The 26,165-nt window shown below is 71.5% G+C and carries 22 protein-coding genes and 1 pseudogene; 15 read left to right on the forward strand and 8 right to left on the reverse strand.

The window, feature by feature from the left end; all coding sequences use genetic code 11:
• Nucleotides 1-2 precede the first annotated feature (2 nt).
• Complete coding sequence (locus PV419_RS01605; RefSeq protein WP_319685790.1) at nt 3-680, reverse strand: response regulator transcription factor; 678 nt, start codon at nt 678-680, stop codon at nt 3-5.
• 275 nt (nt 681-955) lie between these two features.
• Here PV419_RS01605 and PV419_RS01610 point away from each other — a divergent pair, with 275 nt between their 5' ends.
• The 4 genes from PV419_RS01610 to PV419_RS01625 all read left to right on the forward strand — a co-directional run bounded on the left by PV419_RS01610 (nt 956) and on the right by PV419_RS01625 (nt 4,437).
• On the forward strand, nt 956-1,288 hold the full coding sequence (locus tag PV419_RS01610; protein ID WP_319685791.1) for a hypothetical protein: 333 nt from the start codon (nt 956-958) through the stop codon (nt 1,286-1,288).
• Nucleotides 1,289-1,471: 183 nt separating this feature from the next.
• Nucleotides 1,472-1,669: a hypothetical protein gene (locus tag PV419_RS01615; protein ID WP_319685792.1), complete on the forward strand. Its 198-nt coding sequence runs from the start codon at nt 1,472-1,474 to the stop codon at nt 1,667-1,669.
• A 40-nt stretch (nt 1,670-1,709) separates the two neighbouring features.
• A complete protein-coding gene (locus PV419_RS01620; RefSeq protein WP_319685793.1) occupies nt 1,710-3,542 on the forward strand; it encodes a stealth family protein in 1,833 nt (610 codons plus the stop codon).
• Nucleotides 3,543-3,651: 109 nt separating this feature from the next.
• The gene (locus tag PV419_RS01625; RefSeq protein ID WP_319685794.1) at nt 3,652-4,437 is read left to right on the forward strand and encodes a sulfite exporter TauE/SafE family protein; all 786 of its coding nucleotides are present in this window, start codon (nt 3,652-3,654) and stop codon (nt 4,435-4,437) included.
• A gap of 25 nt (nt 4,438-4,462) precedes the next feature.
• On the opposite strand, the gene chvE is transcribed toward PV419_RS01625, so the two are convergent.
• From chvE to PV419_RS01640, 3 genes and pseudogenes are all read right to left on the reverse strand, one after another.
• Nucleotides 4,463-5,629 (reverse strand): multiple monosaccharide ABC transporter substrate-binding protein, encoded by a 1,167-nt coding sequence (chvE, locus tag PV419_RS01630; RefSeq protein WP_415925219.1) that lies wholly within the window; start codon nt 5,627-5,629, stop codon nt 4,463-4,465.
• Nucleotides 5,630-5,707: 78 nt separating this feature from the next.
• Nucleotides 5,708-6,505: pseudogene (locus PV419_RS01635) on the reverse strand (serine/threonine-protein kinase); the annotation flags it as partial.
• Nucleotides 6,506-6,642: 137 nt separating this feature from the next.
• Entirely contained in the window at nt 6,643-6,819 is a 177-nt protein-coding gene (locus tag PV419_RS01640) for a DUF397 domain-containing protein (RefSeq protein WP_319685795.1), read from the reverse strand.
• 324 nt (nt 6,820-7,143) lie between these two features.
• Here PV419_RS01640 and PV419_RS01645 point away from each other — a divergent pair, with 324 nt between their 5' ends.
• Nucleotides 7,144-7,680: an SRPBCC family protein gene (locus tag PV419_RS01645; RefSeq protein ID WP_319685796.1), complete on the forward strand. Its 537-nt coding sequence runs from the start codon at nt 7,144-7,146 to the stop codon at nt 7,678-7,680.
• A gap of 158 nt (nt 7,681-7,838) precedes the next feature.
• On the forward strand, nt 7,839-9,179 hold the full coding sequence (locus PV419_RS01650) for a TIGR04222 domain-containing membrane protein (protein WP_319685797.1): 1,341 nt from the start codon (nt 7,839-7,841) through the stop codon (nt 9,177-9,179).
• Between the two features lie 213 nt (nt 9,180-9,392).
• Here the strand turns inward: PV419_RS01650 and PV419_RS01655 are convergent, their stop codons facing one another.
• Complete coding sequence (locus tag PV419_RS01655) at nt 9,393-11,594, reverse strand: alpha-galactosidase (protein ID WP_319685798.1); 2,202 nt, start codon at nt 11,592-11,594, stop codon at nt 9,393-9,395.
• Nucleotides 11,595-11,673: 79 nt separating this feature from the next.
• Between PV419_RS01655 and PV419_RS01660 the strand changes: the two genes are divergently transcribed.
• The 5 genes from PV419_RS01660 (at nt 11,674) to PV419_RS01680 (ending at nt 18,553) form a co-directional block, all read left to right on the forward strand.
• The gene (locus PV419_RS01660) at nt 11,674-12,699 is read left to right on the forward strand and encodes a LacI family DNA-binding transcriptional regulator (protein ID WP_319685799.1); all 1,026 of its coding nucleotides are present in this window, start codon (nt 11,674-11,676) and stop codon (nt 12,697-12,699) included.
• A 98-nt stretch (nt 12,700-12,797) separates the two neighbouring features.
• A complete protein-coding gene (locus PV419_RS01665) occupies nt 12,798-14,126 on the forward strand; it encodes an ABC transporter substrate-binding protein (RefSeq protein ID WP_319685800.1) in 1,329 nt (442 codons plus the stop codon).
• A 16-nt stretch (nt 14,127-14,142) separates the two neighbouring features.
• Nucleotides 14,143-15,081, forward strand: coding sequence for a carbohydrate ABC transporter permease (locus PV419_RS01670; RefSeq protein WP_415925205.1), 939 nt, complete (start codon nt 14,143-14,145; stop codon nt 15,079-15,081).
• Nucleotides 15,078-15,953 (forward strand): carbohydrate ABC transporter permease, encoded by an 876-nt coding sequence (locus tag PV419_RS01675; RefSeq protein WP_415925206.1) that lies wholly within the window; start codon nt 15,078-15,080, stop codon nt 15,951-15,953. Before PV419_RS01670 ends, PV419_RS01675 begins: the two co-directional genes overlap by 4 nt.
• A 26-nt stretch (nt 15,954-15,979) precedes the next feature.
• Nucleotides 15,980-18,553 (forward strand): CBM35 domain-containing protein, encoded by a 2,574-nt coding sequence (locus PV419_RS01680; RefSeq protein ID WP_319685801.1) that lies wholly within the window; start codon nt 15,980-15,982, stop codon nt 18,551-18,553.
• Nucleotides 18,554-18,637: 84 nt separating this feature from the next.
• Here PV419_RS01680 and PV419_RS01685 read toward each other — a convergent pair whose 3' ends face one another.
• Nucleotides 18,638-19,021 carry a cupin gene (locus PV419_RS01685; RefSeq protein WP_319685802.1) on the reverse strand — a complete coding sequence of 128 codons (384 nt, stop codon included), beginning with the start codon at nt 19,019-19,021 and terminating at the stop codon, nt 18,638-18,640.
• 102 nt (nt 19,022-19,123) lie between these two features.
• Between PV419_RS01685 and cutA the strand changes: the two genes are divergently transcribed.
• Nucleotides 19,124-19,447, forward strand: a complete 324-nt coding sequence (cutA, locus tag PV419_RS01690) for a divalent-cation tolerance protein CutA (RefSeq protein WP_319685803.1) — start codon at nt 19,124-19,126, stop codon at nt 19,445-19,447.
• Nucleotides 19,448-19,494: 47 nt separating this feature from the next.
• Here cutA and PV419_RS01695 read toward each other — a convergent pair whose 3' ends face one another.
• Nucleotides 19,495-20,208, reverse strand: a complete 714-nt coding sequence (locus PV419_RS01695) for a vancomycin high temperature exclusion protein (RefSeq protein ID WP_319685804.1) — start codon at nt 20,206-20,208, stop codon at nt 19,495-19,497.
• A 138-nt stretch (nt 20,209-20,346) separates the two neighbouring features.
• On the opposite strand from PV419_RS01695, the gene PV419_RS01700 reads away from it, so the two are divergent.
• A complete protein-coding gene (locus PV419_RS01700) occupies nt 20,347-21,333 on the forward strand; it encodes an adenosine deaminase (protein ID WP_319685805.1) in 987 nt (328 codons plus the stop codon).
• A gap of 15 nt (nt 21,334-21,348) precedes the next feature.
• Here PV419_RS01700 and PV419_RS01705 read toward each other — a convergent pair whose 3' ends face one another.
• The gene (locus PV419_RS01705; protein ID WP_319685806.1) at nt 21,349-23,592 is read right to left on the reverse strand and encodes a molybdopterin oxidoreductase family protein; all 2,244 of its coding nucleotides are present in this window, start codon (nt 23,590-23,592) and stop codon (nt 21,349-21,351) included.
• Between the two features lie 279 nt (nt 23,593-23,871).
• Between PV419_RS01705 and PV419_RS01710 the strand changes: the two genes are divergently transcribed.
• Nucleotides 23,872-24,696, forward strand: coding sequence for a sirohydrochlorin chelatase (locus PV419_RS01710; protein WP_319685807.1), 825 nt, complete (start codon nt 23,872-23,874; stop codon nt 24,694-24,696).
• Nucleotides 24,693-26,147 carry a deoxyguanosinetriphosphate triphosphohydrolase gene (locus PV419_RS01715; protein ID WP_319685808.1) on the forward strand — a complete coding sequence of 485 codons (1,455 nt, stop codon included), beginning with the start codon at nt 24,693-24,695 and terminating at the stop codon, nt 26,145-26,147. The genes PV419_RS01710 and PV419_RS01715 overlap by 4 nt, the downstream gene beginning before the upstream one ends.
• Nucleotides 26,148-26,165 lie beyond the last annotated feature (18 nt).

Here is a 26,165-nt window from a genome sequence, read left to right on the forward strand (position 1 = left end):
TCTCACCCCCCGTCGCGGGCCAGCAGATACCCCGCGCCCCGTATCGTGCGGATCGCCTGCCTGCCGTACGGCACGTCGATCTTGCGGCGCAGGGTTCTGATGTAGACCTCGACGAGATTGGCCCCGCCCTCGTAGGCGGTGTCCCAGACGGTGTGCACGATCTCGGTCTTGGAGACCACCTGTCCGGCGCGGCGGGCCAGGCACTCCAGTACGGCGAACTCCTTGGCCGTCAGCGTGATGCCCGCGTTCCCGCGGCTACAGGCCAGGGCCGCTGGCTCCAGCCTCAGATCACCCAGCTCCAGCACCTCGGGGCGGTCCAGGCCGCCGCGCCGCACCAGGGCCCGCACTCGCGCGATCAGGACGACGTAGGAGAACGGCTTGGTCAGGTAGTCGTCCGCGCCGACATCGAGCCCGTCGGCCTCGTCGTACTCGCCGTCCTTGGCGGTCAGCATCAGGATCGGCGTCCAGACGCCGGCCTCCCGCAGCCGGGAGCAGACCTGATAGCCGGACAGCCCGGGCAGCATCACATCCAGCACGATCGCCGCGTACTCGGTGCTCCGAGCGAGCGCCAGGCCACCGCGCCCGTCGCCGGCCGTCTCAACGGTGAAACCCTCCTGCTCCAGGCCTTCCTTGAGGAGTTCGCGGAGCCGGAGGTCGTCTTCCACCACGAGAATGCGCACGGGAGCAGCATGGCACGCACAAGCTGAGCCTCCGCTGAAGAGCCTTCAGCGAGGACTCAGCGTCGGTACGCCACGGTGGGTGCACCGACGGATCGAGCGTCCGCCGGTCACCACCGCCCTGCGTAAGGAGACACTTGTGACTCGCTGCGGCTCTACCGCCACGAGGCGCCGAGGCGTCGTGCTCGCCGCCGCCGTCGGCGTCCTGACGCTGGGGGCCACGGCCGCAGCCTCGGCCGCCGGCCCGTCGCACACCGCCTCGAAGGGGGGCCGACGCGGTGATCACGGCCATGGGGCCCAAAGCCTGCGTGGTCACGGACGGCAGGCCCGTTCCGGCCGCCAAGGCCGTCGAGCTCGACGAGGCGGTCCGGGACGCCGAGGCCACCAAGGTCACCGAGGCGGCCAAGCCCGGCAAGCTGATTGCGGCGGAGACCGTTACCGACGGGCCGATCCGCACGATGATGTGCCCCTTCCCGCCCTTCCCGCCCTTCCCGGACAAGACGGGCAAGTGCCGGGTCCTCGTGGTCAAGGGCACCGACCAGGCATGGAAGAAGTTCCCGGTCAAGGAATGCCGCGCCAAGACCGTCCCGGCGACCCCGAGGGCGAAGTAGCGCGCGGCCGTGTGCCGCACGCCGGACCGCTCATGGCCGGCGGTCCCAGGCCTGGGTCCGTCCGGTGGTGCCCGGATGGCGGTGATCCGTGGTGCCCGCGAACGCTTTTCCACCCATCGGGCCAGTAAGGGTGACCGGTCTGTGCGACGAGAGGTGTCCGCGGTGTTCGTCTTCCGTTGCCCGATGGCCGCGCTGACCCGTCTGACCAGCCGGGTTCGGGTCCGGACGGGGTTCCCCGCGCCGGCCGACGACGTATTCCACGAAGCGGCGGACCGGCCCGTCCGCCATTGCGACGACTGTGGCCGGATACAGCTGTCGGAGGCCTCCGGGGACGGCTTCCACACCTGTGTCTTCTGCGGTTCCGTCGACGTCGACGCCTGATCCGGCAGCACATGCTCATCGGTTCGAAAGGTCGGGACACGTGAAGAAGCAATCTGTGCCGGGGGCGGCGCCGTCCGAGGAGTCGCCGTGGAGCGCCCACGCGGCGGCGCTCGTCCAGCGGAACCCCGAAACGTCCTGGTGGGTCGGCGTCTACCGGCGGAGTCTTCCGGTGAGCACGCGCCGAGCGCTCGCCCAGCGGTTCTCCCCCGAGGTGCGCAGGCAGGTCAAGCGGCGCCTCGCTGCCCTCCCGACGACCTCGTCCGGCGTGGGCCGAGTGCGGGCCGCCCGCGAACTGCGGCGCCTCAAGGACCTGCTCACCGGCCCGGACCGGGCGCTGCACAGCGTGCGCGGCGTCCCCAAGGTCGCCCTGGTCCGCCAGGCCGTCTCGCCGCTGCAGGCGCGCGGCGACAACCTCGCAGCGGTGTGCCGGGCCCTGGACGCGGCGCACGTGGACTACTTCTGTGTGCGCGGCAGCCGGGACGGCTCCGCCGTCGTCGCGACACCGGCCGAGGACCGTCCCCGTGTCCACCAGGCCCTGGCCGAACTCTGTGCGAACCTGCCCGGCTATGTCTCCGCCATGGACCGGCGGACCCGTACGCCCCGCACCTCCGAGCCCGGCTTCGCCCCCGCCTCCTGGCAGAGGCTCGCCACGGCGGAGGTCATCCGCATGACCTGGTACCACAGCGACCCCACCGGCCGGCTGGTGCTGGGCCCCGAACACGGCTGCGACGTGGAGTTCTGGCCGGCAGACGAAGACCGGCTACTCGCTCCCCGCCCGAACCGGGTGACCGATCAGGTGCCCCGTAGCGATGCGCCGCAGCAAATCTCCGACTCGGTGTTCACCCGGCTCGCGCCGACCGAGGGCCGCCCGCTGCCCGAAGTACGCACCCGCCGGGAGTTCACCGCGCCCCGGCCGGACGACATCCGGTTCCCCATCGACGTGGTCTACACCTGGGTCGACGGCCAGGACCCGGCCTGGCTGCGCCGCCGGGCCGAGGCAGCAGGGGAGGCGTACCACGAGGAGGCCGCGAACGCGGCGCGGTTCATCAGCCGCGACGAGCTGCGATACTCACTGCGTTCCCTGCACCAGAACGCGCCCTGGATCCGCACCGTGTACCTGGTGACCGACGACCAGATACCGTCCTGGCTCGACCCGGACGCCCCAGGGCTCCAGGTGGTCAGCCACAAGGAGATCTTCGCCGATCCGAGCGTGCTGCCGACCTTCAACTCACACGCCATCGAAAGCCAGTTGCACCACATCGACGGCCTGTCCGAACACTTCCTCTACTTCAACGACGATGTCTTCCTCGGCCGGCCCACCACCCCGCAGGACTTCTTCCACGCCAATGGGCTGACCAAGTTCTTCCCCTCCCCCGCGCTGCTCCCGCCCGGCGAGCCGTCGAGCCAGGACGTGCCGGTCTCGGTCGCCGGGAAGAACAACCGGGCAGTGCTCCAAGCCCGCTTCGGCTCCGTGATCACTCAGAAAATGAAGCACACTCCGCACCCGCTGCGGCGCAGCGTCCTGGAAGAGATCGAGACCGTCTACGCCGACCGCCACCGGGCTACCGCGGGCAACGCGTTCCGCAGCATGGACGATCTGTCCGTCGCCTCCTCGCTCCACCACTACTACGCCTTCCACACAGCCCGCGCGGTCCCCGGCAGCCTCCGCTACGCCTACCTGGACCTGTCCCACCCGGACACCGCGACACGACTCGCCAGATTGCTGGCGCGCCGGGACCGCCAGGTGTTCTGCCTCAACGACACCGTCTCCGGCGAGCAGGACATCGACGCACAACAGGCCCTCCTCGGGCCGTTCCTCAACGCCTACTTCCCCGTCCCCGCTCCGCACGAGAAGGGCGTACACCGTCGGTAAGCGCCGGCAGGGCGGCACCCACCATCCAAGGCCGGGCCGAGCGCCGACACAACAGAGCGCAGCCGGACCGCAGGATTTCTGGCGCATCGCACTGGCTAGGCTGCCGGCCATGCCTGACATATCGCTGGTGACGTTGCTCCTGCTCTGCCTGGCCGCGGCCGGGGCCGGCTGGATCGACGCCGTAGTGGGAGGCGGGGGCCTCCTCCTGCTGCCCGCCATGCTGGTCGGACTGCCGCACTACCAGCCCACCTACATCCTCGGCACCAACAAGGCGATCGCCATCGTCGGCACGACCGGCGCGGCCATCACCTACACCCGCAACACCCCGATCGACATACGGCTCGCCACGCGCATAGGCGCCGCCGCCGTCGCCGGCTCCCTCGCGGGCGCCTTTCTCGCCTCCGGCATCAACAGCGCCGTGCTGCGTCCGCTGATCATGGTGGTCCTGCTGGCCGTCCTCGCGTTCGTCCTCCTCCGCCCGGCCTTCGGCACCGCCCCGGCCCCGTCGGGCCCCGTGAGCCGGCAGCGCGTCCTGGCCGCGATCCTCGCCATCGGCCTCGGCATCGGCTTCTACGACGGCCTCATCGGCCCCGGCACCGGCACCTTCCTCGTCATCGCCCTCGTCGCCACCCTCCATATGACCCTGGTCACCGCCTCCGCCACGGCCAAGGTCGTCAACGTCTGCACCAACTTCGGCGCGCTGGTCACCTTCGCCGTCCAGGGCACGGTCCTGTGGCGCATGGCGGCGCTGCTCGCGCTCTTCAACCTGGGCGGCGGGATGCTGGGCGCGCGGATGGCGCTGAAGCGGGGGAGCGGGTTCGTACGGGGGGTGCTGGTGGTCGTCGTGGTCTCGCTGGTCTGCAAGCTGGCGTACGACCAGTGGCTGGCCGGGTGATGGCGGCCGGTGCGCAGGGGGGCGCCTACTCTTCCAGCTCGGCCGCGGTGTAGTAGCCGTCGGCCACCAGAATCCGGGTGTTGGACTTGTCGATGTTCACCGGCTGGAGCAGATAGGACGGGACCGCCTTCTCGTGGTTGTCGTACGACGTGGTGTCGTTGACCTTCGGCTTGCCGCCCGTCATTATCGCGTCGCCCATCCGTACAGCGGCCTTGGCGAGCCTGCGGCTGTCCTTGTAGACGGTCTGCGCCTGCTCGCCCTTGTTGATCGACTTGACCGAGGCGAGCTCCGCGTCCTGCCCGGTGACGATCGGATACGGCCGGTCCTCGCCGCCGTAACCGGCGCCCCTGAGCGCGGAGACGATGCCGAGGGACATGCCGTCGTACGGCGAGAGCACCGCGTCGACCCTGGCCTTGGTGTACGACTCGCTGAGCAGCTCGTTCATCCGCTTCTGGGCGGCAGCGCCGTCCCAGCGAAGGGTGGTGAGCTGATTGAGCTCGGTCTGGCCGCTGCGGACCACGATCTGGTGCTTGTCGATGTACGGCTTGAGCTCGTCCATCGCACCGTCGAAGAAGTACGGCGTGTTCGGGTCTTCGGCGGAACCGGCGAACAGCTCGACGTTGAACGGGCCCTTCTCGCCCCTGTCGAGCCCCAGCTTGTGGACGATGTAGTCGCCCTGTAGCCGGCCGGCCTCGCGGTTGTCGAAGCTGACGTAGTAGTCGACCCCGTCGGTGTTCAGCAACGGCCGGTCGTACGCGATGATTTTGATGCCCGCCTTCTTGGCCCGCTCGAGCACATCGCCCAGGGCGATGCCGTCGATCGGGGCGACCACCAGCAGCTTGTGCCCATTGTCGATCATGTTCTCGATCTGCGAGACCTGCCGGCTGACGTCGCCGTTGCCGTACTGGAGGTCGACCTTGTAGCCCTTGGCCTCGAACTGCTTCTTCATGGCCTCGCCGTCGGTTGTCCACCGCTCGGAGGACTTGGTCGGCATCGCCAGGCCGACCGTGCCGCCATGGGTACTGGTGCCCACGTTCTTATCGGCGGCCTTGCCATCGGAATCCGAATCCCCGAACGGCCACTTCAGTACCAGGCCGGTCACGACGCAGGCCAAAACCAAGGCGCCCGCGGCGACGAGCGCCCCTGCCCTGCGCCGGGGCCGTGAAGTGACAGCGCTGGACTGTGAGGTGATGGTGACGGTCTCGGGCGGGCGGCGAGCGGTTTGCGTGGTCATGTCCGTCAGCGGCGAACGGAGCGAGGCCAGGGCCGCCGGGACGGTCGGACGCAGGTCCGGGTCCTTCTCCAAGAGCTTCGTGATGAGCGGTGCGAGCGGTCCGGCTCGCCGGGGCGGTGGCGCCTGGTCGAACAGGACGGCGGTCAGCGATCCGGTGGGGGTGTCGCGGCGGAACGGCGAGACGCCCTCGACGGCCTGGTACAGCGTCACCCCGAGGGAGAACAGGTCGCTGGAGGCCAGCCCGTCGGTGCCACGTACCCGTTCGGGGGCCATGTACTCCACTGAGCCGATGATCGCCCCTGTGGCGGTCAGGGCGGTGTCGGAATGGTGGACCGCGATCCCGAAATCGGTGAGCAGGACATCGCCATTCGAGGCGAGCATGACGTTGGCCGGTTTGACGTCGCGATGCACGATTCCCGCGTCGTGTGCCGCGCCGAGTGCCAGCAGCAGCCGCTCGGCGACGTTCGCCGCTTCCTCCGCCGACAGCGGTCCGTGCTCGGCGAGACGCTTCTCCAGCGAGCAGCCGTCGACCAGTCGCATGACGATCCAGGGGCGGTCGTTGTCGATGACGACATCGTGGACCGCGACGATGTTCGGGTGGTCGCGCAGCCGGGCGGCGTTGCGGGCCTCACGCTCGGCGCGCGCCAGCCGTTCGGCCTGCTCGGCCTCCGACACCGACGTGGGCAGCCACAGCTCCTTGACCGCCACGTCGATGCGCAGGGTCTCGTCGTGAGCCTTCCAGACCCGCCCGAATCCTCCTGAGCCAAGGTCGGAGACCAGCCGGTAGCGGCCTCCAATCACCTGGCCCGGTTGCGCGTTCCGTGTCACGGCCACCCCCGTTTGGTCCCAACCACGGTCCAGGGCCAACAGACCACCAGCTGGCTCGCTCTTGTAAAGGCCCTGGGTTCAGGCACTTTACCCGGGACAACGGACCCCTCGCCCGCGCGGTGCGGCCCTTCGTGGCTCGTGTGCTACGCGAGCCGCCCGTCGGCGACGGCGGCCCGGAAGGCCGCCCACGCGGCGGGCGGCACGCCGAGTATCGGTCCTTCCGGGTGCTTGGAGTCCCGTATCGCGACGGTGTCGGGCGCGTTGGTGGCTACCTCGACGCACCACCTCCACCGCTGCGCCCGCGAGCCAAGGAAGGGCACGGCAGCGTCCCGGGGCGCAACTTCCGTGTCCCTCACCCTCACCAAAAGACCGCCTGCGCATCGCCGCATCCGACGCCAAGGGCGAACGCCTCCCCCGGCCGCGCCGCCCCACCCCCGACGACAAATTCGGGCGCGGGCTGCTCATCGTCCGCGCGCTGGCCACCCGCTGGGGCGTACGCGAGCGGACCGTGGGCAAGGAAGTCTGGGTCGAGCTCGACCTGGCTGCCTCACCCGTCGAACTCTGATGCCGTCCACGGCGGGTGCTGTCCCAGCACTGTCCGCGCGCCGCGATGAGTTTCCGGCACCCGGCCGGTCTATACCCACATGGATGAAGACTTGGGCGTCACCGGCGCCCACACCGAGGTCGAACTGCTCGTCGACCTGACTGTCGATGAGGTCTGGTCCGCGATCACGAACCTCTCGCGATACGGCGACTGGAGCCCGGAGTGCACCTACGCGGCCTGGCTGGACGGCTGGACCGAACCGGCGGTCGGCGCGCGGTACGAGGCCCGCAACCGGTTCCCGAACGGCCTGGTCACGCAGGTGCTGTGCGTGGTCACCGCCGCCGATCCGCCGTACTCGTTCGGCTGGGACGTGTACGGCGGCGACCCGGAGACACATGAACCCTTCGCCGCCTGGCGCTATGATCTGCGCCCCGCTGTGCGGCCCGAACAGACAGTGGTTCGCCAGTCGTTCACCCACGGCCCGGGCGACAGCGGAGCCCGCGCGGCCGTACGCGCCGACCCCGCCAACGCCACGGCGATCCTTCAGGGGCGGCTGGACCAGCTGCGCCACAACATGAAGTCGACGATCGGGGCGATGGTCTGCGATGTCGTCCGGGTCCGACCCGAACCGGGATAGCCCGCAGGCTCCAACTGCTCTCGGGTGCGAGGGTCGGTGGAGAGCCGGAGCCTCCTTCGCCGTCCCTCACGGTATTGAGCTCTTTGCCGTCAGCCGTTGAGCCCTCCGCCGTGCTGCGGGCTTCCTGGGCTCCGTTGGGCGGCATTCGGTTTCGGCGGGTGCGGGTTCCGTCTCGCGCCTGCGGCGCAAAGCGGACGGCAACAGGGAGGAAGGGGCGGGCGCCATCGTGCCGTGTCCTGATCGGGGAGAGTGAGGAGCCCGCGCGACTCAAGGGGTACGGGCCGATCACCGCGGGGCAGGCGCGGGAGATCGCGTTCGCCAAGGGGACGATCTGGCGGCGGCTGATCATCGAGCCCAAGACCGGGATGCTCGTCAAAACGGATCTGACGACGTACAAGCCCACCGCCGAGACGGAGCGGCATGTGATCGCCCGGGACGGCCGGTGCACCTTCCCCAGCTGCCAGATGCCCGCCCACCGCTGCGACCTCGACCACATCCAACCCTTCAGTCGCTACACCCCACAGGCTGGGGGACAAACCGTTCCCGAGAACCTGGGCCCGCTGTGTCGGCGGCATCACCTGATGAAGACCCGCCATCCCGGTTGGCGGGTCACCCGGGATGCCGACACCGGGATCACCACATGGACCGCGCCCACCGGCCACACCTACACCAACCCACCCCACAACTACCTCGAATGGACACCCTCTCCCCAACGAACAGGCAGCCCTGATGCGGCCCTGCGCGGTTGGCTGCGCCGCCGCCAGGCCAAGTCTTCCTCTGGAGTGGCGTCGGCCCGGATTCACGGGCCGACGGCCGGACATACTGGCGGTAAAGGAATGGGTGGGATGGACGGGGGCATTCCTGTGCGGACGATATTTCGGCGCCGCGAGTCGGCGGCGCCGCGGACACTGGACATCTACGACATCGCTTACTTGGCGGGCGGTCCGCGAGGCGTGGTCCAGACCGCCCTCATCACGCTGCGCGAGCGCGGTGCCATCAAGCTCGCCGGTCGTCGGGTGCGGGCGCTCAGGGCCGGGAAACCGGCCGACCACCCGGTTGAGCGCGCGCTCATCGAGCTGTGTCACCCGATCGGAAAGTACACGTTGCCCGCGACAGCCAAGGTGCTGTCCGGCCCGGAGGTCAAGGGGATCGGGCGCCGACTCGCCTCGTACGGCCTGCTCAGCCGCTCCCGGCGGCGCCTCACCCCCGCGGGTGAACGGGAGTTGGAGTCGGCCAAGGAGGAGGGGGCACTTCCCGCGTATGTTTTCGACGGCCCTGCCGCCCTTCCGGACAGGCGGTTGCGCTCCGCTGTCAGAGCGGTGCCGTATTCCAGCCCGAGTCTGCTTCAGATGGGCAGGGCCTTCGAGCTGGCGTACGAGGATGAGGACGACACGGGCTCGGATGGGGGTTCGGGCTCGGGTTCGGACTGGGGCTCCCACTCCGGCTCCGGCCATGCCTCCTGCGGGAGTGGCTGTGGCGGTGGAGGCGGCGGCGACTGACGTAGCCGACGTTCCCAACAGGGGAAGGGCCGGGGCCGGGCCGGCGGAAAACCGACGCCGGACGGGCGGCGCGAGGCAGCCCGTCCGGTGACGTTCGGCGACTTTCCGGGGAGGCGGAACCGAGGCGGAACCGAGGCGGAACCGAGGCGGAACCGGAGTCAGAACCGAGGCGGAACCGAGGCGGAACCGGAGTCAGAACCGCCGGGAGCGCCTCTAGCCGGCGGGCGTCAGCCGGAGCAGCAGTGCCATCGGCGTACGGGGCAGCGCCACGGCCAACTCGCCCCGCCCCGCGTCCCACCGCGCCTCGCCACCCGACGCGGCAGCCGGGTGCAGCACCTCGACCTCCACCTCACGGCCTGCCAAGTGCCCGAGCGGGAGAACGCAGTCCGCCGGGCCGCCCTCCCGGCGCCACACCGTCACATAGGTCGCCTCACCACCGCGTACCCCCAGCGCCACCCAGGCGTCGTCCCACCCCGGCAGCCCCAGCGGCCAGAACGGCACCCCCGTGGCCAGATCGCCCCGCAGCCGCCGATACGCCGCGACAGCCGCCCGCACCCGGGCCAGCTGTGGCGGTGACATCCGGTCGAGGTGGCCGGAGAGGTGGACGCGGCCCAGCAGGGCGCCCGCCAGGGTGAAGTCGATCTCGTCGTCGGTGAATGCGGGCTGCGGGTAGGCCCATACCGCGCCCTGCTCCGGTGGCACCGCCGTGGGCGCCGAGGCGGCGATGGGCGGGTAGCGGAGGAGGTCCTGCTGGTCGCTGGTGGACTGCAGCTGGGTGACGGCCAGCGAGGACCAGTCCATGCGCATCCCGCCCGAGGCGCAGTTCTCGATGACGAGCCCGGGGTGGCGGTCGAGCGCGGTGGCCAGCCAGTCCTGGTAGGCGCGGGCGTGGGCGAGGAGACCCGCGCCGGGGGCGGTGCGGCCGGTCTCGGGGTGCCAGTCGGTGCCGGGCGCGATGCTGATGTTGTAGTCGAGCTTGAGGTAGCCCACCCCCCACTCGCCGGCGATGCGGTCGATGGTCTTGTCGAGGTGGGCGCGGGCGGCCGGGTGGCGCAGATCGAGGTGGTGGCGGCCGTGTTCGGTGAGGCGGATCCCGTCGCGCTGGAAGAAGGCGTCGTCGGGCAGTTCGGCGGCGACCGGGCTGCGGACGCCGACGACCTCGGGCTCCAGCCACAGCCCCGGGACCATGCCGTGTGAGCGGATGTGGTCCAGTACGGCCTGGATGCCGCCGCCGGGGAAGCGGCGGGTCGAGGGCTGCCAGGCGCCGACGCTGTCCCACCAGCCCTGTGCGTCGTCGTCGTACCAGCCGGAGTCGATGCAGAAGTACTCCGCCCCGGCCTCGGCGGCGGCGGCGATCAGCGGCAGCAGGCGCTCGGTGGTGGGGTCGCCCATGAGGGTGTTCATGTAGTCGTTGAACACCACGGGCAGGGTGGTGTGGTCCGGGTGCGGGCGCCGGGTGGCCCGGCGGTAGGCGGTGAGGTGGGCCACGGCTTCGTCGAGGCCGCCGCCCCGGGCGAGCGCCAGCGTGGCGGGGACGGTGGTGAACGACGCGCCGGGGGCAAGGTGTTCGCGCCACTGGTGTTCGGCGTCGGTCGGCCCGTGGAGCGCGGCGTAGCTGCCATGAGCCCGTTCTCCGGTCTCCCACCGCCAGCCGGTCGGCGACTCGATCTGCCATAGCCACGCGTCGCCTGTGGTGCGGTCGGTCAGCGCGCCCATGGGCAGGTGGCCGTCGGACGGCCAGCTGCCGCGGCTGTGGAGGGTGCGGGCGGCGCGGCTGTCGTGCTGGTGGGCGTCCCGGTTGAGGTCGACGATCCGGGTGCGCAGGGGCTCGCTCGTCCAACGGCACTCGGCGAGCCAGTCGTTACGGGCCACGTGCACGTCGAGCGCGTCGGGGGAGGGCAGCCCGCCGAGGGTGAGGCTGGTGACGGCCTGGACGACCAGCGGAGCGGTGCCCTCGTTGGTGAGCCGGACCTCGCCGCGCAGCGCCGGCAGCCCGTCGGGGGAGGACAGCCGGACCTCGGCGGTCAGGCCGGAGTCGGGGTCGTGGAGGTCGATCGTCAGCCGGTGCCGGTCCTCGTCGTCCCGTACGGCCCGGTGGCCCCGGTAGCGCAGCCGGGCGCCCAGCGCGGTCTCGATGCCGCGCTGCCCGGACCACTCGCTGCCGTATCCGAGGGCCAGCACCTCCACGAGCGGCAGCGGGGCGGTGTGGGGACCGTCGGCGGAGCGGCCGGCGGGGGCGGCGGCGTCCCCGCTGCCGTCCCTGCCGCCTTCGGGAACCGCCAGTCGCACGAGCCGTACCACCCCGTCGGGGTCCGTCGCGAAGTGGGCGGTGAGCCCCGCGTGGCCCCAAGCGAACGCCTGTCCGGCGCCGCCTGACGCCGCTTCTGCTTCTGCTGCGGATGCCGTACCGGTCAAGGTGTGCCCTCCTGGTGCGTTCTGTGATTCCCCGTTGCGTTCTCTTGACGACCCCTATGTGACCGGTCACAATCCTGGCATGAATGTGACCGGTCACACAAGGCGGCCAGGAATCCGCGATGTGGCGACGGCGGCGGGAGTCTCCCACCAGACGGTCTCCCGGGTGATCAACAACCATCCGAGCGTCAAGCCGTCGACCCGCGAGCGCGTGCTCGCCGTCATCGAGGAGCTGGGTTTCCGCCGCAGCGCCACCGCCCTCGCGCTGGCCAGCGGGCGGGTGCGTTCAGTCACCGTGCTGACCGCCAACACCACGCACTACGGCTACGCCGCGACCCTGCAGGGCATCGAGGAGGCCGCCCGCGCCTCCTCCTACGCGGTCGGGATCGGTGTCCTGGAGGCCGCCGACGAGGCGGCCGTACGCGCCGAGGTGCAGCGCGCGGCCGACACCGGCGGCGGGCTGATCGTGATGGCGTACGACACCGCGGGCGTACGGGCTCTGGAGGCGATCCCCGAGGAGCTGCCGGTGGTGGGCGTGGTGGAGACCCCCGCGAGCCCGCCCGGCGAGCACCGCCCCTGGGTGTGGACCGACGACCGGGAGGCGGCCCGCGCCGCCACCCGCCATCTGCTGGGCCTCGGCCACCGGACCGTGCACTACGTCGCGATCCCCTCCAGCACCCGCCGCACCGGCCAGCGCACCGCGGGCTGGCGGGACGCGCTGCGCGAGGCCGGAGCGCCGGAACCGCGGCCGGTGGCGGGAAGCTGGGACCCGGCCAGCGGCTACCAGGCGGGGTGGAAGCTGGCCCGCGACCCGTCGGTCACCGCGATCCTGTGCGGCAACGACGACCTGGCGCTCGGCGTGATCCGCGCGTTGCACGAGGCGGGCCGGGCGATCCCCGGCGAGGTGAGCGTGGCCGGATTCGACGACGCGCCGCACTCCGCGTACCTCACCCCCTCCCTGACCACCGTCCGGCTGGACTTCACGGGGCTGGGCCGGGCCGCCTTCGGGCTGCTGTACGGGCTGGTCGAACAGGCCGAGCCGGTCGCCCCGCACCCCGTGTCCGTACCCGAGCTGATCGTCCGCGAGAGCTCCGGCCCGCCACCGTGAGCGCCACGCCTTCCCTTGCCCTCAACCCCCACTCCCTGTACACCCCTCGCCCCGCCCCACCCCCACACTCCGACGACGCAGTGAGGCAGAGAACCGCGATGAGAAGAGTCCTCCCCGCCCTCGCGCTGATATGCGCCACCGCCCTGACCGCCACCGCCTGCAGCGACGCGACCTCCGCGGGCGGCGACGACACGGGCGGCGCGGCCAAGACGAAGGTCGACCCCACGGCCCGGCTCGACGGCGTCAAGCTGACGATGTGGACCGCGCAGAACACGGTCAACGCCCCCAAGCAGGTCATCCAGGCGTTCGAGAAGGCCACCGGCGCCAAGGTCGACGTCCAGCCCATCCCCGACCTCTACGAGCAGAACGTCCCGACCAAGCTCGCCGCGGGCGACCGGCCGGACCTGATGTTCTGGCAGCCCAGCATCTCCACCCTCCCCTTCATCCAGCCGCAGCGGAATCTGCTCACCCTGGACGGAGAGCCCTGGGAGTCGAAGCTCGGCGACACCGAGAAGAGCCTGGGCGTGATCGACGGCAAGCGCTACGCCGCCATCGTCACCAGCCCCGCCATGCTCGGCGTCTACTACAACAAGGACGTCTTCAAGAAGGCCGGCATCGCCGAGAAGGACTTCCCCAAGAGCTACGAGGAACTGCTCGCCCTCGGCCACCGCATCAAGGACAAGGTGCCGGGCACGGCGCCCTTCTACGAGGTGGGCGGCGACAAGTGGCCGCTGCAGTGGCAGGTCCAGGTGCAGCTGACCGACCTGGACAAGCAATGGTGGGAAGGGCTGAACAAGAACGAGAACAAGTGGACCGACCCGACCGTCGTCAAGGCCATCACCACCTACAAGGACAAGCTGCTCGGCGCCGGGCTCGCCCAGAAGAACTACCGGACCGGGACCTTCACCGACTCCGCGGACGCCCTCTGGAACGGCGACGCGGGCATGGTCCTCAACGTCACGTCCTTCCAGACCCAGATCCAGGCCAAGCACAGCACCGCCGAGATCGACAAGAAGCTCGGCTGGTTCCCCGTCGCCAACTCCAGCGCCGACGGCCTGTACTCCCCGGACCAGACGAACGGCGTCGTCGCCTTCAAGACCGGTGACGAGAAGCGGCAGAACGCGGCCCGCCAGTTCCTCGCCTTCTGGCTCGGCCCCGACTACGCCGACTACATCAAGACGATGAAGATCCCGTCCGTCGAGCCGTCCGTACCGACCCCCCACGGGCTGCCGCAGACCGCCAAGGACCAGGTCGCCGCGTTGCCGAAGGCCATCGGCGTGTTCCAGGCCAAGGCCATCGTCGCCCCCGATCTGCACCTCGCCCTGGCCGACATGATCTACGGCAAGAAGTCGCCGAAGCAGGTCGCCACGTGGGTGCAGGACCAGTTCGCCCAGGTGGCCAAGGCCCAGGGCGCTCCGGGTTTCTGAGCGAGGAGGGCCAGCCGTGGCAGACACCGCCGTACGAACACGCGCCCGGGCCGCCGGGGGCGGAGGCAAAGGGGCCGGGCAACGGAAGAGCGTGGGGCGGCTGCCCAGAGCAGCCGTGCACCACCCCTGGTGGTTCGCGCTGCCGGCCGTGGTGGTCTTCGCGGGCTTCTTCCTGCTGCCGAACCTGCTGAACTTCTTCTACCCGTTCACCAACTGGTCGGCGTACCACCCCGACATCTCCTTCGCCGGGCTCGACAACTTCACCACCATCGCCGACGACGGCTCGCTGCTCCGCGCCATCCGCACCACCTTGGTGTACGCGGTGCTCGCGGCGCTCTTCCAGAACGTCTTCGGGCTGGTGCTGGCCCTGCTGCTGGAGCAGGACACCCGCTTCAACCGGTTCTTCCGCGCGGTGTTCTTCCTGCCCGTCCTGATCTCGGCGCTCGCCGTCGGCTATGTCTTCCAGGCGCTGCTCGACCAGGACGGCGCGGTCAACCAGCTCCTGGGCACGGACATCCCGTGGCTGGGCTCCACCACCTGGACGATGGTGCTGGTCAGCGCCATCCACGGGTGGAAGTGGATGGGGCTGGCCATGCTCATCTACCTCGCCGGGCTCAAGGGCATCCCCGGCGACATGCTGGAGGCGGCCAAGGTCGACGGCGCCGGCGCCTGGCGGACCTTCTGGTCGATCCGCTTCCCGATGCTCGCGCCCGCGGTCACCTTCAACGTGACCACCGCGCTGATCGGTTCGATGAACACCTTCGACATCGTGCAGGCGACCACCGGCGGCGGCCCGGCGGCCTCCACCGAGGTCTTCAACATCTACATGTTCCGGGTCTTCGGACAGGGCCTGTACGCGCAGGCGTCCGCGATGAGCCTGGTGCTCTTCCTGGTGGTCGTGGCCGTCGCGATCCCCCTCGTGATCGGACTGCGCCGAAGGGAGCAGATGCTGTGACCACGGCGATTACCGCGCGTACCGCGCGCACCCTGCCGGTCTCTCCCGCCGCCCGCGTCTGGCGGTACGCACGCCCCGCCCTCGTGCTGCTGATCGCGGCGCTCGCCGTCGGCGTACCGCTGTGGCTGGTCCTGGCCACCTCGGCCAAGTCCCAGGTCGAGGCCGTCAAGCCCAACCTCGACCTGCCCGGCCACTGGCAGCCCGGCGCCAACTACGACAAGGCCCTCAGCGAGGGCGAGATGGTGCGCGGCTTCGTCAACAGCCTGCTGGTCGTGGCGCCCTCGGTGGTGCTGGTCCTGGTGCTGGGCGCGGGCGCCGCCTGGGTCTTCGCCCGGCGCCGGGGGCGGCTGGTGACGGCCGCGTACGCCCTCACCATCAGCGGGCTGCTGCTGCCACCCGCCGTGATCACCATCGTCATGGAGCTGCGGCAGCTGGGCCTGGCCAACACCCGCCCCGGCATGATCGCCGTCTACACCGGGATGTACCTGTCCACGTCGATCTTCTTCATGACCGGCTTCATCCGCACCATCCCCTTGGAGCTGGAGGAGGCCGCGCGGATGGACGGCGCCTCGCCGCTGCGTATCTTCGCGCGGATCATCCTGCCGCTGCTGCGCCCCGTGATCGCCACCGCGACGATCATGGTGATGCTCTACGCCTGGAGCGACATCTTCTACGCCTTCTTCATCCTGGGCGGAGGGGACAAGGCGACGCTGCCGCTGGGCCTCTACAAGGTCGCCAGCGCACAGCTCTACCTCAACAACTGGCATCTGGTCTTCGCCTATGTGGTGGTCATGAGCCTGCCCATGGTCGCCGTGTTCCTGGTGGCCCAGCGAAAGATCGTTTCCGGAATCACCAGTGGAGCCGTCAAGTAACCGGAGGTCCTGTGAGAAGAGTCCCCATGAAAAAGCGACGAGCCCTCACCACCGTGATAGCCGGGGCGGCGGCGCTGATCGCCGCCACGCTGCCCGGCGCCGCGCACGCGGATAACCAAAACCCCGGAAAGTCGAAAGCAGCAGCCCAGCGCATCTCCGTCGACCTCGCCGCGAGCGAGGGCCCGGTGCTGCACGGCGCCAATGGGGCGCTGTACGGGCTGAGCGACGACGGCGTGCCCAGCGACGCCGCCCTCGCCCCGCTCAAGCTGACCACCATCTCGCAGAAGCCGGAGGGCGGGGCGCAACACCCCAACGGGGACGCGCTGACGGTCTCCAAGTCCTTCTTCCGCAACGGTGGGGACGACATCTACATCCTGCTCCAGGACATGTACACGCAGTGGCCGTACCAGGACCTGGGGATCGACGACTACCTCCCCAAGGTCGAGAAGATGGCCAAGGACGTGGCGGGCGCGCCGCACAGCGAGCGGTTCGTCTATGTGCCGTTCAACGAGCCCGACCAGATCTGGTACAAGCTCAACTCCTCCGACCCCGCCGCTTACCAGAAGGGCCGGGACCGCTTCTTCGCCGAGTGGAAGACGGTCCACCAGCGCATCCGCTCCATCGACCCCGACGCCCGGATCGCCGGACCCAACGAGGCGGGCTACGACACCCGCTTCCTCCCGGAGTTCCTGACCTGGGCGAAGGCCAACAACGTGCTGCCGGACGTAATGACCTGGCATGAGCTGTCGTCGGGCTCGCTGAAGGACTTCCAGGGCCACTACGACCACTACCGGGCGCTGGAGAAGAGCGTCGGGATATCGCCGCGCCCGATCAGCATCGACGAGTACGCCAACCGCCGCGACCTGTCCGTCCCGGGCCAGCTGGTCCAGTGGGTGTCGATGTTCGAGCGCAACAAGGTGTACGCCAACCAGGCCTACTGGGACGCCGCCGGCAACCTCAGCGGCAATGTCGTACGGTCCAACATCCCCAACGGCGGCTGGTGGTTCTTCCGCTGGTACGCCGGGATGACCGGCCGGACCGTCAAGGTCACCCCGCCCACTGCCAACGCCATCGACACCCTGCAGGGCCTGGCCTCGTACGATCCGTCCCGCAAGCAGGCGCAGATCCTCGTGGGCGGCTCGGCGGGCGACACGGACGTGGCCGTCCAGCACGTCGACCGCGGCGTCTTCGGCTCGCGGGTCGTGGCCACCGTCTCCGAGGCCGAATGGTCCGGCTACGAGGGCGCGGCCGCGCCGCCGCGCGTGCTGTCCCGCAGCGAGGTCAAGGTCGGCGCGGACGGCTCGGTGACCGTGCCGCTCACCGGCATGAAGACGATGTCCGCTTACCGGATCACGCTCACCCCGGCCGGCACCGGCACCCCGCGCGCGGCCACCGTGCCGTGGAGCGCGTCATACGAGGCGGAGGACCCCGCGAAGGCGACCATTACCGACGGCCAGGTCTACACCCAGGGCACCGTCTCCAACGCCAACGGCTACGCCGCCTCCGGTACCAAGGACGTCGGCTCCCTCAACAAGTCCTCCAGCAAGGTCGCCTTCGACGTCGACGTCCCCAAGGCCGGCGACTACGACCTGGCGATCTTCTACGGCAACCAGACCGGCGCCCCCTCCACCCAGACCCTGACCGTGGACGGCGGCTCGGCTTCGTCCGGGGAGCGGACCGTCACCTACCCCTCCACACTCAACTGGACCTACCGCGGCATCCAGCACGTCACCGTCCGGCTGAGCGCGGGCAGCCACACCCTCACCCTGGCCCACGACAAGGGTGAGGCCACCCTCGACAAGATCGACCTGACCGCCGCCACCACCCCGGCCGCCTCCTACGAGGCCACCCTGGCCGACCCCTCCGGCAGCCCGCGCTACGACTACTCCTCGGCGGCCGGCGTCGGCACGGGGTCCCTGGTGCTCGACGGCCAGGACTCCGCTGTCTTCGACGTCTACGCCCCGCGTGACGGCTACTACACGGTGACCCCGAGCGGCTCCGGCGCTCCCGGCGCCCCCGTCGAGCTGGCCCTGCACGGCACCACCACGACCACCGCCCCGGGGAAGGCCGAGCGGCTCTTCCTCACCGCGGGCAACAACCGCGTCACCGCCACCTCCGCCACCGGGTCCGCCGTCCGGCTCTCCTCCCTCGAGGTGACGGGCGCGGGCGACACCAAGGGGCTCGCCTCGTACGAGGCGGAGAGCGGCACCCTGGGCGGGGCCGCCGCCAAGACCTCCAGCGACTACGCCTCGGGCGGCGCCTACGTCGGCTCCCTCGGCGACGGCGCGGCCAACAACCTCAAGCTGACCGTCCAGGCCCCCTCGGCGGGCCGCTACATGCTGATCGTCCACTACGCCAACAACCAGCGCGCCGACGGGCACCAGTACAACACCAACATCATCTCCCGGACCGCCGACATCGCGGTCGGGGGCGGCGCGGCCCAGCGCGTCGCGTTCAAGAACACCTGGACCTGGGACGACTACTGGGGCCTCGGCGTCCCGGTCGACCTGACGAAGGGCGCGAACACGCTCACGTTCTCCAACGCGAGCTCGTACGCCCCGAACATCGACCGCGTCCAGCTCGCCCCGGTGACGGGCTGAGCGAGGGCACGGAGCGCGTCCCGGCACGGCACACCGCCGTGCCGGGGCGCCGCTGTATCGGGGCGCCGCCGTATCGGGCGCGGGTCAGCGCGTCACGTGGTGGTGCGCGGCGGCCTCCTCGGTGGGAGTGGGGCAGCCCACTGTGGCGGTCACGGCGGTCAGCAGCACCACCGAGTCCTCCACCGCCACCAGCCCGTGGCGCTCCTGCGGGAGGCGCTGCACCTGCCCGGCGATGAGATCCAGCCGACCGTGTCCGGTCTTGCCCGTGGTGAGCCGGACATGTCCATGCAGTACCTGAAGGCTGGCCGCCGGGGGCGCGTTGTGCTCGTCGAGCTCGCAGCCGGCGACCATGGCGATCACGCTCTGCCGCAGTGGCCCGTCGTGCAGGAACAGATGTGAGCTTCGGCCGTGGGGGTCGGTCTTGGCCCGGTCCAAGTGGTGGCGTGCGAGTGTGGTGAGGTCGTCCATGAGTGTCCCTCGATCGGCCTGGTCTGATCGTCGCCGGGTTCCCTCAATCCTCACCGGCTAGCGTGGGGCGCGCCAGTCGCACAGAAGAGAGGTGCCGCAGCCGTGGCCGACTTCCTGACCGTACTGACCACCACCGACACCCCCGAGAAGGCCGAGGCGCTGGCGCGCGGGGCCGTGACCGCGCGGCTGGCGGCCTGCGCGCAGATCAGCCAGCCCGTCACCTCGGTGTACCGGTGGCAGGGCGAGATCGAGACGGCCGCCGAGTGGCAGGTACTGTTCAAGACCACCGCGGCGCGGTACGGAGAGCTGGAGGCGCACCTCCGCGAGGCGCACGACTACGAGACGCCGGAGATCATCGCGACGCCGATCACGCAGGGAAGCGATGACTACCTGGCGTGGGTGGTGGAGGAGACGACGATCGGCTGAAACGTAAGGCTGTAGCCGCGACTGAACGTACGGCTGAAACGTGCGGCTCAGCGGGAGCCCGCCAGCGCCTTCTGGATCCCCCGCTCGCGCGGGCCCAGGAAGTGCGGGTCCGGCTTGAAGGCCGCGTCCAGCGCGGCCTTGCTCGCCGCGACGGCCTCTCGCGCCCCGCCGAAGAACCACGTCACATCGTGCGGCTCGTCGACCCCGACCCCGTACGCGTCGATGCCCGCCGCCTCGCACAGCGCCAGCGCCCGGCGGATGTGGAAGCCCTGGCTCACCAGCACCGCCCGGTGCACGCCGAAGATCCGCTCGGCGCGGCTGCACGAGTCCCACGTATCGAAGCCCGCGTAGTCGCTGACGATGCGCTCGTCCGGCACGCCATGCCGGACGAGATAGGCGCGCATCGCGTCCGGCTCGTCGTAGTCGTGCCGGCTGTTGTCGCCGGTCACCAGGATCGCGCGGACCTTGCCCCGCTCATACAGCTCGGCGGTCGCGTCGAGGCGGTGCGCCAGGTACGGGGACGGCTCGCCGTTCCACAGCCCGGCGCCGAAGACCACCGCCACCGGGGTCTTGGGGACATCCGCGACCGTACGGACCCGGGCGTCGGTGGACAGCCGCAGCCAGGTCGCGGGCAGCAGCGCGACCACGCTGAGCGCCATCACCACCTGGACGGCGCGGCGCTGCCCGCGCCGGGTCCTGGGGAGGCGCAGCCGCGCCCGCCCGGCCCGCGCCGCTCTCCGTATCCGCTCTCCGACACCCATCCGTCCACCGCTTTCTCCGCTGTCCGACTGGACTGACGCTGATCACGGCCGATCGGTTGCTTGATCGGTTCGGCCGGCGGACGCCGCCGCATTAGTCTTGTGACCCTCCCCGTCAGCGAAAACAGCAGGTGATCCGTCGTGCCCCCGCTCCCCAAAGCAGAGCTCCACCTCCACATCGAGGGCACCCTCGAACCCGAGCTGGCCTTCGCGCTCGCCGAGCGCAACGGCGTCGAGCTGCCGTACGCCACCCAGGACGAGCTGCGCGCCGCGTACTCCTTCACCGACCTCCAGGACTTCCTGGACCTCTACTACGCGCTGATGGCGGTGTTGCGCACCGAGGACGACTTCGCCGACCTGACCAACGCCTATCTCGCCCGCGCCCGCGCGCAGGGCGTCCGGCACGCCGAGATCTTCTTCGACCCGCAGGCCCACACCGCGCGCGGCGTCGCCATCGGCACGGTCATCGACGGCCTGTCGCGCGCGCTGGACGCGGCGGAGGAGACGTACGGCATCACCACCCGCCTGATCATGTGCTTCCTGCGCGACGAGAGCGCCGAGTCCGCCCTCGAGACCTTCGAGTCGGCCCGCCCCTACCTGGACCGCCTCACGGCCGTCGGGCTCGACTCGGCGGAGGTCGGCAATCCGCCGTCGATGTTCCGCGAGGTGTACGCGCGGGCGCGGGAGGCGGGGCTCAAATGCGTGGCGCACGCGGGGGAGGAGGGGCCGCCCGCGTATGTGTGGGAGGCGCTGGACGTCCTCGGCGTCGACCGCGTCGACCACGGCGTGCGCTCCCTGGAGGACGAGGCCCTGGTGGCCCGGCTGGTGGCGGACCAGATCCCGCTGACCGTGTGCCCGCTGTCCAACGTCCGGCTGCGGGTCGTCGACCGGCTCGAGGACCACCCGCTGCGGGCGATGCTGGACGCGGGGCTGCTGGTGACGGTGAACTCCGACGACCCGGCGTACTTCGGCGGGTACGCGGGCGACAACTTCGACGCGGTGCGGGACGCGCTGCGCCTGGACGACACCACGCTGCGGGCGCTCGCGCGGAACTCCTTCCGCGCGTCCTTCCTGGACGAGGCGGTGCGGGCGGCGTACCTGAAGGAAGTCGACGCGCACGGCGGGTGAGGCGCGGGCCGGGGACTATCCGGCGGCCCGTTCCACCCGCACCGCGCACACCTTGAACTCCGGCATCCGGGAGACCGGATCCAGCGCCGGATTCGTGAGTGTGTTGGCCCGTCCCTCGCCCGCCCAGTGGAAGGGCATGAACACCGTGTCCGGCCGGATGTCCCGGCTGATGCGGGCCGGGGCGACGGCCCGCCCGCGGCGGGAGATCACCGCGAGGGGGGCGCCCTCGGAGGCTCCCAGGCGCTCGGCCAGCAGGGGGTGCAGCTGGACGAAGGGGCCGGGGTCGGCCCGGTTCAGCTCCTCGACGCGGCGCGTCTGCGCGCCCGACTGGTACTGGGAGAGCACCCGGCCGGTGGTGAGGAACAGCGGGTACTCCGCGTCGGGCTCCTCCGCCGCGGGGCGGTGGGTCACCGGTACGAAGCGGGCCCGGCCGTCGTCGGTCGCGAAGCGCTCGAGGAAGAGGCGCGGCGTACCGGGGTGCGGGCCGGGCTCCGCCCCGGTCCCGGCTGCCTCTGCCGCACCAGCCTCTGCCCCGGCTGCCTGTGCGGCACCAGCCTGTGCGGCACCAGCCTCTGCCGCACCAGCCTCTGCCCCGGCTGCCTGTGCCCCGGCGCCTTCCCGTCCCTCCGGGCAGGGCCAGAAGACCCCGTCCTCCTCCGCGATCCGGCGGTACGTGATGCCCGAGTAGTCCGCCGCCCCGCCCGCCGACGCGCGGCGCAGCTCGTCGAAGACCTCCTCCGGGTCCGCCGGGAAGCCCTTCTCCCAGCCCAGCCGGGCGGCAAGCCCGTTCAGCACCTCCAGGTCCGAGCGGACGCCGGGCGGCGGGGTGACGGCGGTGCGGCGCAGGATGACCCGGCCTTCCAGGTTGGTCGTCGTGCCCGTCTCCTCCGCCCATTGGGTCACCGGAAGGACGACGTCCGCGAGCGCTGCGGTCTCCGAGAGGACCACGTCCGCGACCGCCATGAAGTCCAGCGACCGCAACCGCGCCTCTATATGGGCCGCGCGGGGAGCGGAGACCACCGGGTTGGAGCCCATGAGCAGCAGGGCCCGTACATCGCCGCCGAGCGCGTCCAGCAGTTCGTACGCGCTGCGCCCCGGCCCGGGCAGCGCGTCGGGGTCGACGCCCCACACGGCCGCCACATGGGCACGGGCCGCCGGGTCGTCGAGCTTGCGGTAGCCGGGCAGCTGGTCGGCCTTCTGGCCGTGTTCGCGGCCGCCCTGGCCGTTGCCCTGGCCGGTGAGGCAGCCGTAGCCGGACAGCGGGCGGCCCGCGCGGCCGGTGGCCAGGCACAGGTTGATCCAGGCGCCGACCGTGTCCGTGCCCTTCGACTGCTGCTCGGGCCCGCGCGCCGTGAGCACCATGGAGCTTTCCGCATCGCAGAACATCCGCATCGCTTCGCGGAGTTCGGGGACCGGTACACCCGTGATCCGCTCGACCATTTCCGGCCAGTGCGCCATCGCGGCGGCCCGCGCCTCGGGCCAGCCGCTCGTACGCCCGGCGATGAACTCCTCGTCCACCCGCCCCTCCGCGACCACCAGGTGCAGCAGCCCCAGCGCGAGCGCCAGGTCCGTCCCGGGGCGCGGCGCCAGGTGCAGATCCGCCTGCTCGGCCGTCCGCGTCCGGCGCGGGTCGACCACGATCAGCTTGCCGCCCGACTCCTTCAGCTCGGTCAGATAGCGCAGCGCGGGCGGCATGGTCTCGGCCAGGTTCGAGCCGACGAGGATCACACACCCCGTGCGGGCCACGTCCGCCAGCGGGAACGGCAGCCCGCGGTCCAGGCCGAAGGCCTTGTTGTGCGCGGCGGCCGCCGAGGACATGCAGAAGCGGCCGTTGTAGTCGATCTGCGAGGTGCCGAGCACGACCCGCGCGAACTTCCCCAGCGCGTACGCCTTCTCGTTCGTCAGCCCGCCCCCGCCGAAGACCCCCACCGCGTCCCGCCCGTGCGCCTCCGCCGTGCCCGCCAGCCCCTCGGCGACCCGGTCCAGGGCCTCCTCCCAGGTGGCCGGCTCGAGCCGGCCGGTGTCAGGGCGGCGGACCAGCGGCTCGGTCAGGCGCACCCGGGAGGAGAGCAGGGCGGGCGCCGTACGGCCCTTGCCGCACAGCGCGCCGCGGTTCACGGGGAAGGCCGGTCGCTCCACCACCTCCACCACCCCCTCAGTCCCCGCCGCGGGGCGCAGCGCCATGCCGCACTGCAGCGAGCAGTACGGGCAGTGGGTGTCGACGGCGAGGTCGGGTGTCATGGCGGTCGCGTGCGGCATGCGGTCAGCGTGCTACGGCCGTGTTACGTGGCACGTCCGCTCGCGTTACGCATCGGGCAACCGGACCTCAGCGCGGCCCGCGGGGATCGGTGAACTCATGGCAATCACCTGTGACGGCCACGCAACGGGGGCGCAATGTCCCCCTGCGAGGCTCTTGTCATGACGGCGTCGCCCCACCCCGGTCCCGCCAGCACCCCAGCCGCCCCCGCCCCCGTGGCCTCCTCGGCCGCCCCCGGCCCCGCAGCCCCTTCCGGCTCCCTCGACAGTACGGCTCAGCTCATGACCCGGATCACCGCACAGCTCAGCTCGCAACTCGGCCATCTGTCCCTCGGCGGCACCCGGCGCCGGCCCCGGCCCGCCGCCCCGCGCCGGCCGCCCACCCTCGTCGCCGTGGCGCACGGCAGCCGTGACCCCGAGGCGCTGCGCACGGTCACCGCGCTCGTGGACCGCGTCCGCGCGCTCCGCCCCGACCTGCCCGTACGGATCGGCCACGTCGAGCTGAACGATCCGCTGCTCGCCGACACGCTCGCCGCGCTGCACGGCGAGGCCGTCCTCGTACCGCTCCTCCTCGGCCGCGGCTACCACGTCAAACGGGACCTGCCCGACGCCATCGCCGCCGCGCCCCACCTGTCGGTCCGCATGGCCGCCCCGCTCGGCCCGCACCCGCTGCTGGCCGAGGCCCTGCACGCGCGCCTCACCGAGGCCGGGTGGCCGTCCGGCGGGCTGTCCGGGGCGGGCGTCGTCCTGGCGGCGGCGGGCTCCCGCGACCGGGACTCGGCCGCCGATACGGCCCGTACCGCCGCCCTGCTCAGCGCCCGGCTCGGCGGCGTGCCCGTACTGCCCGGCTACGCCTCCGCCGCCGCGCCCACCGTGGCCGAGGCGGCACGCGCCCTGACCGACCTGGGGCGGGGCCGGCGCATCGCGGTGGCCTCGTACTTCGCCGCGCCCGGTCGCTTCGCGACCCAGTGCGCGGCCGCCGCGCCCGGCATCGCCTCCGGCCCGCTCGGCGACCATCCCGCCGTCGCCCGGCTCGTGATTCACCGCTATGAACAGGCGCTCGCCTCTGCACCCATGTCACACCCGGCGGTTACCGTCGGTGTATGAGCCGCACTGGACCCACGGCATCCGATCCATCAGCTGAGTCCGCCGAACAAGCCCAGCCGACCCCCAGGCCAACTCCCCAGCCGACTTCCCAGCCGACCGAGTCCGCAGCCTCAGCCTCGGCGAGCCCCGGCTACGAGGCGGCGGACCTCGATCGATGGGCGGCCGAGCCCGACAAGCGTCCGGGCCGGACCGCCTTCCAGCGGGACCGGGCGCGGGTGCTGCACTCGGCCGCGCTGCGCAGGCTGGCCGGTAAAACCCAGGTCGTCCCCGCCGTCCCCGCGGCCCCCGCGGCCGACCCGGGCCCCGGTGCCGGCGCCCCGGCCTGGGACGCCACCCCGCGCACCCGGCTGACCCACTCCCTGGAGTGCGCCCAGGTGGGCCGGGAGCTCGGCGCCGCCCTCGGCTGCGACCCGGACCTGGTGGAGATGGCCTGCCTGGCCCACGACCTCGGCCACCCGCCCTTCGGGCACAACGGCGAGCAGGCGCTCAACGAGGTCGCCGAGGCCTGCGGCGGCTTCGAGGGGAACGCCCAGTCGCTGCGGCTGCTCGCCCGGCTGGAGCCCAAGCGGTTCGTGGCCGACCCGGAGACCGGCGCGCCGGTGAGCGTGGGGCTCAACCTCACCCGCGCCGCGCTCGACGCCGCCACCAAATACCCCTGGCCGCGCGGCGGCCACCCCAGCGACCCCGGGTCCCGCAAGTTCGGGGTCTACGAGGACGACATCCCGGTCTTCGCCTGGTTCCGGCAGGGCGCGCCCGAGCACCGCACCTGCTTCGAGGCCCAGGTCATGGACTGGTCCGACGACGTGGCGTACTCGGTCCACGACGTCGAGGACGGCCTGCACGCCGGCCATCTCGACCCCGGCCTGCTGCTCGCCGAGCCCGAGCGGCGCGAGGTGTTCGCGGTCGCCGCCGACCGTTACGCCCCGGGCGCCGAGCCGGACGAGCTGGCCGAGGCGCTGGACCGGCTGCTCGACCAGGAGTGGTGGCCACACGGCTACGACGGGTCCTCCGTCGCCCAGGCCCGGCTCAAGGACGCCACCAGCCAGCTCATCGGCCGCTTCTGCCTCGCCGCGGAGGGGGCCACCCGCGCCGCCTACGGCACCGGCCGGTTCACCCGTTACAGCGCCGAGCTGGTGGTGCCGCGCGGGGCGCGGCTGGAGTGCGCGGTGCTGAAGGCGGTCGCCGACCGGTATGTGATGCAGCGCGCCGACCAGGAGGCGGTCCGCGCCGACCAGCGGGTCATCATCGCCGAGCTCGGCGAGGTGCTGATCGCCCGCGCCCCGGTCGGCCTGGACCCGCAGTTCCGCGCGCTGTTCGACGAGGCGGACGCGGCCGGGGACGACGCGGGCCGGCTGCGCGCCATCGTCGACCAGATCGCCGCCCTCACGGACGCCTCCGCCCGCTCCCTGCACGCGCGGCTGACCGCACCCCGCGTGGCCCGCCGGCCATGAGCGCACCGGCACGCCCGC

The sequence above is a fragment of the Streptomyces sp. ME19-01-6 genome (genome assembly GCF_033793745.1).
GTDB lineage: Bacteria > Actinomycetota > Actinomycetes > Streptomycetales > Streptomycetaceae > Streptomyces.

What these genes read in the sequence shown, in the direction of transcription:
- PV419_RS01615 (WP_319685792.1), top strand. Translation starts at nt 1,472, where the DNA reads ATGGCCGCGCTGACCCGTCTGACCAGCCGGGTTCGGGTCCGGACGGGG.
- PV419_RS01625 (WP_319685794.1), top strand. Translation starts at nt 3,652, where the DNA reads ATGCCTGACATATCGCTGGTGACGTTGCTCCTGCTCTGCCTGGCCGCG.
- PV419_RS01645 (WP_319685796.1), top strand. Translation starts at nt 7,144, where the DNA reads ATGGATGAAGACTTGGGCGTCACCGGCGCCCACACCGAGGTCGAACTG.
- PV419_RS01660 (WP_319685799.1), top strand. Translation starts at nt 11,674, where the DNA reads ATGAATGTGACCGGTCACACAAGGCGGCCAGGAATCCGCGATGTGGCG.
- PV419_RS01665 (WP_319685800.1), top strand. Translation starts at nt 12,798, where the DNA reads ATGAGAAGAGTCCTCCCCGCCCTCGCGCTGATATGCGCCACCGCCCTG.
- PV419_RS01680 (WP_319685801.1), top strand. Translation starts at nt 15,980, where the DNA reads ATGAAAAAGCGACGAGCCCTCACCACCGTGATAGCCGGGGCGGCGGCG.
- PV419_RS01685 (WP_319685802.1), bottom strand. Translation starts at nt 19,021, where the DNA reads ATGGACGACCTCACCACACTCGCACGCCACCACTTGGACCGGGCCAAG.
- PV419_RS01695 (WP_319685804.1), bottom strand. Translation starts at nt 20,208, where the DNA reads ATGGGTGTCGGAGAGCGGATACGGAGAGCGGCGCGGGCCGGGCGGGCG.
- PV419_RS01705 (WP_319685806.1), bottom strand. Translation starts at nt 23,592, where the DNA reads ATGCCGCACGCGACCGCCATGACACCCGACCTCGCCGTCGACACCCAC.
- PV419_RS01710 (WP_319685807.1), top strand. Translation starts at nt 23,872, where the DNA reads ATGACCCGGATCACCGCACAGCTCAGCTCGCAACTCGGCCATCTGTCC.
- PV419_RS01715 (WP_319685808.1), top strand. Translation starts at nt 24,693, where the DNA reads ATGAGCCGCACTGGACCCACGGCATCCGATCCATCAGCTGAGTCCGCC.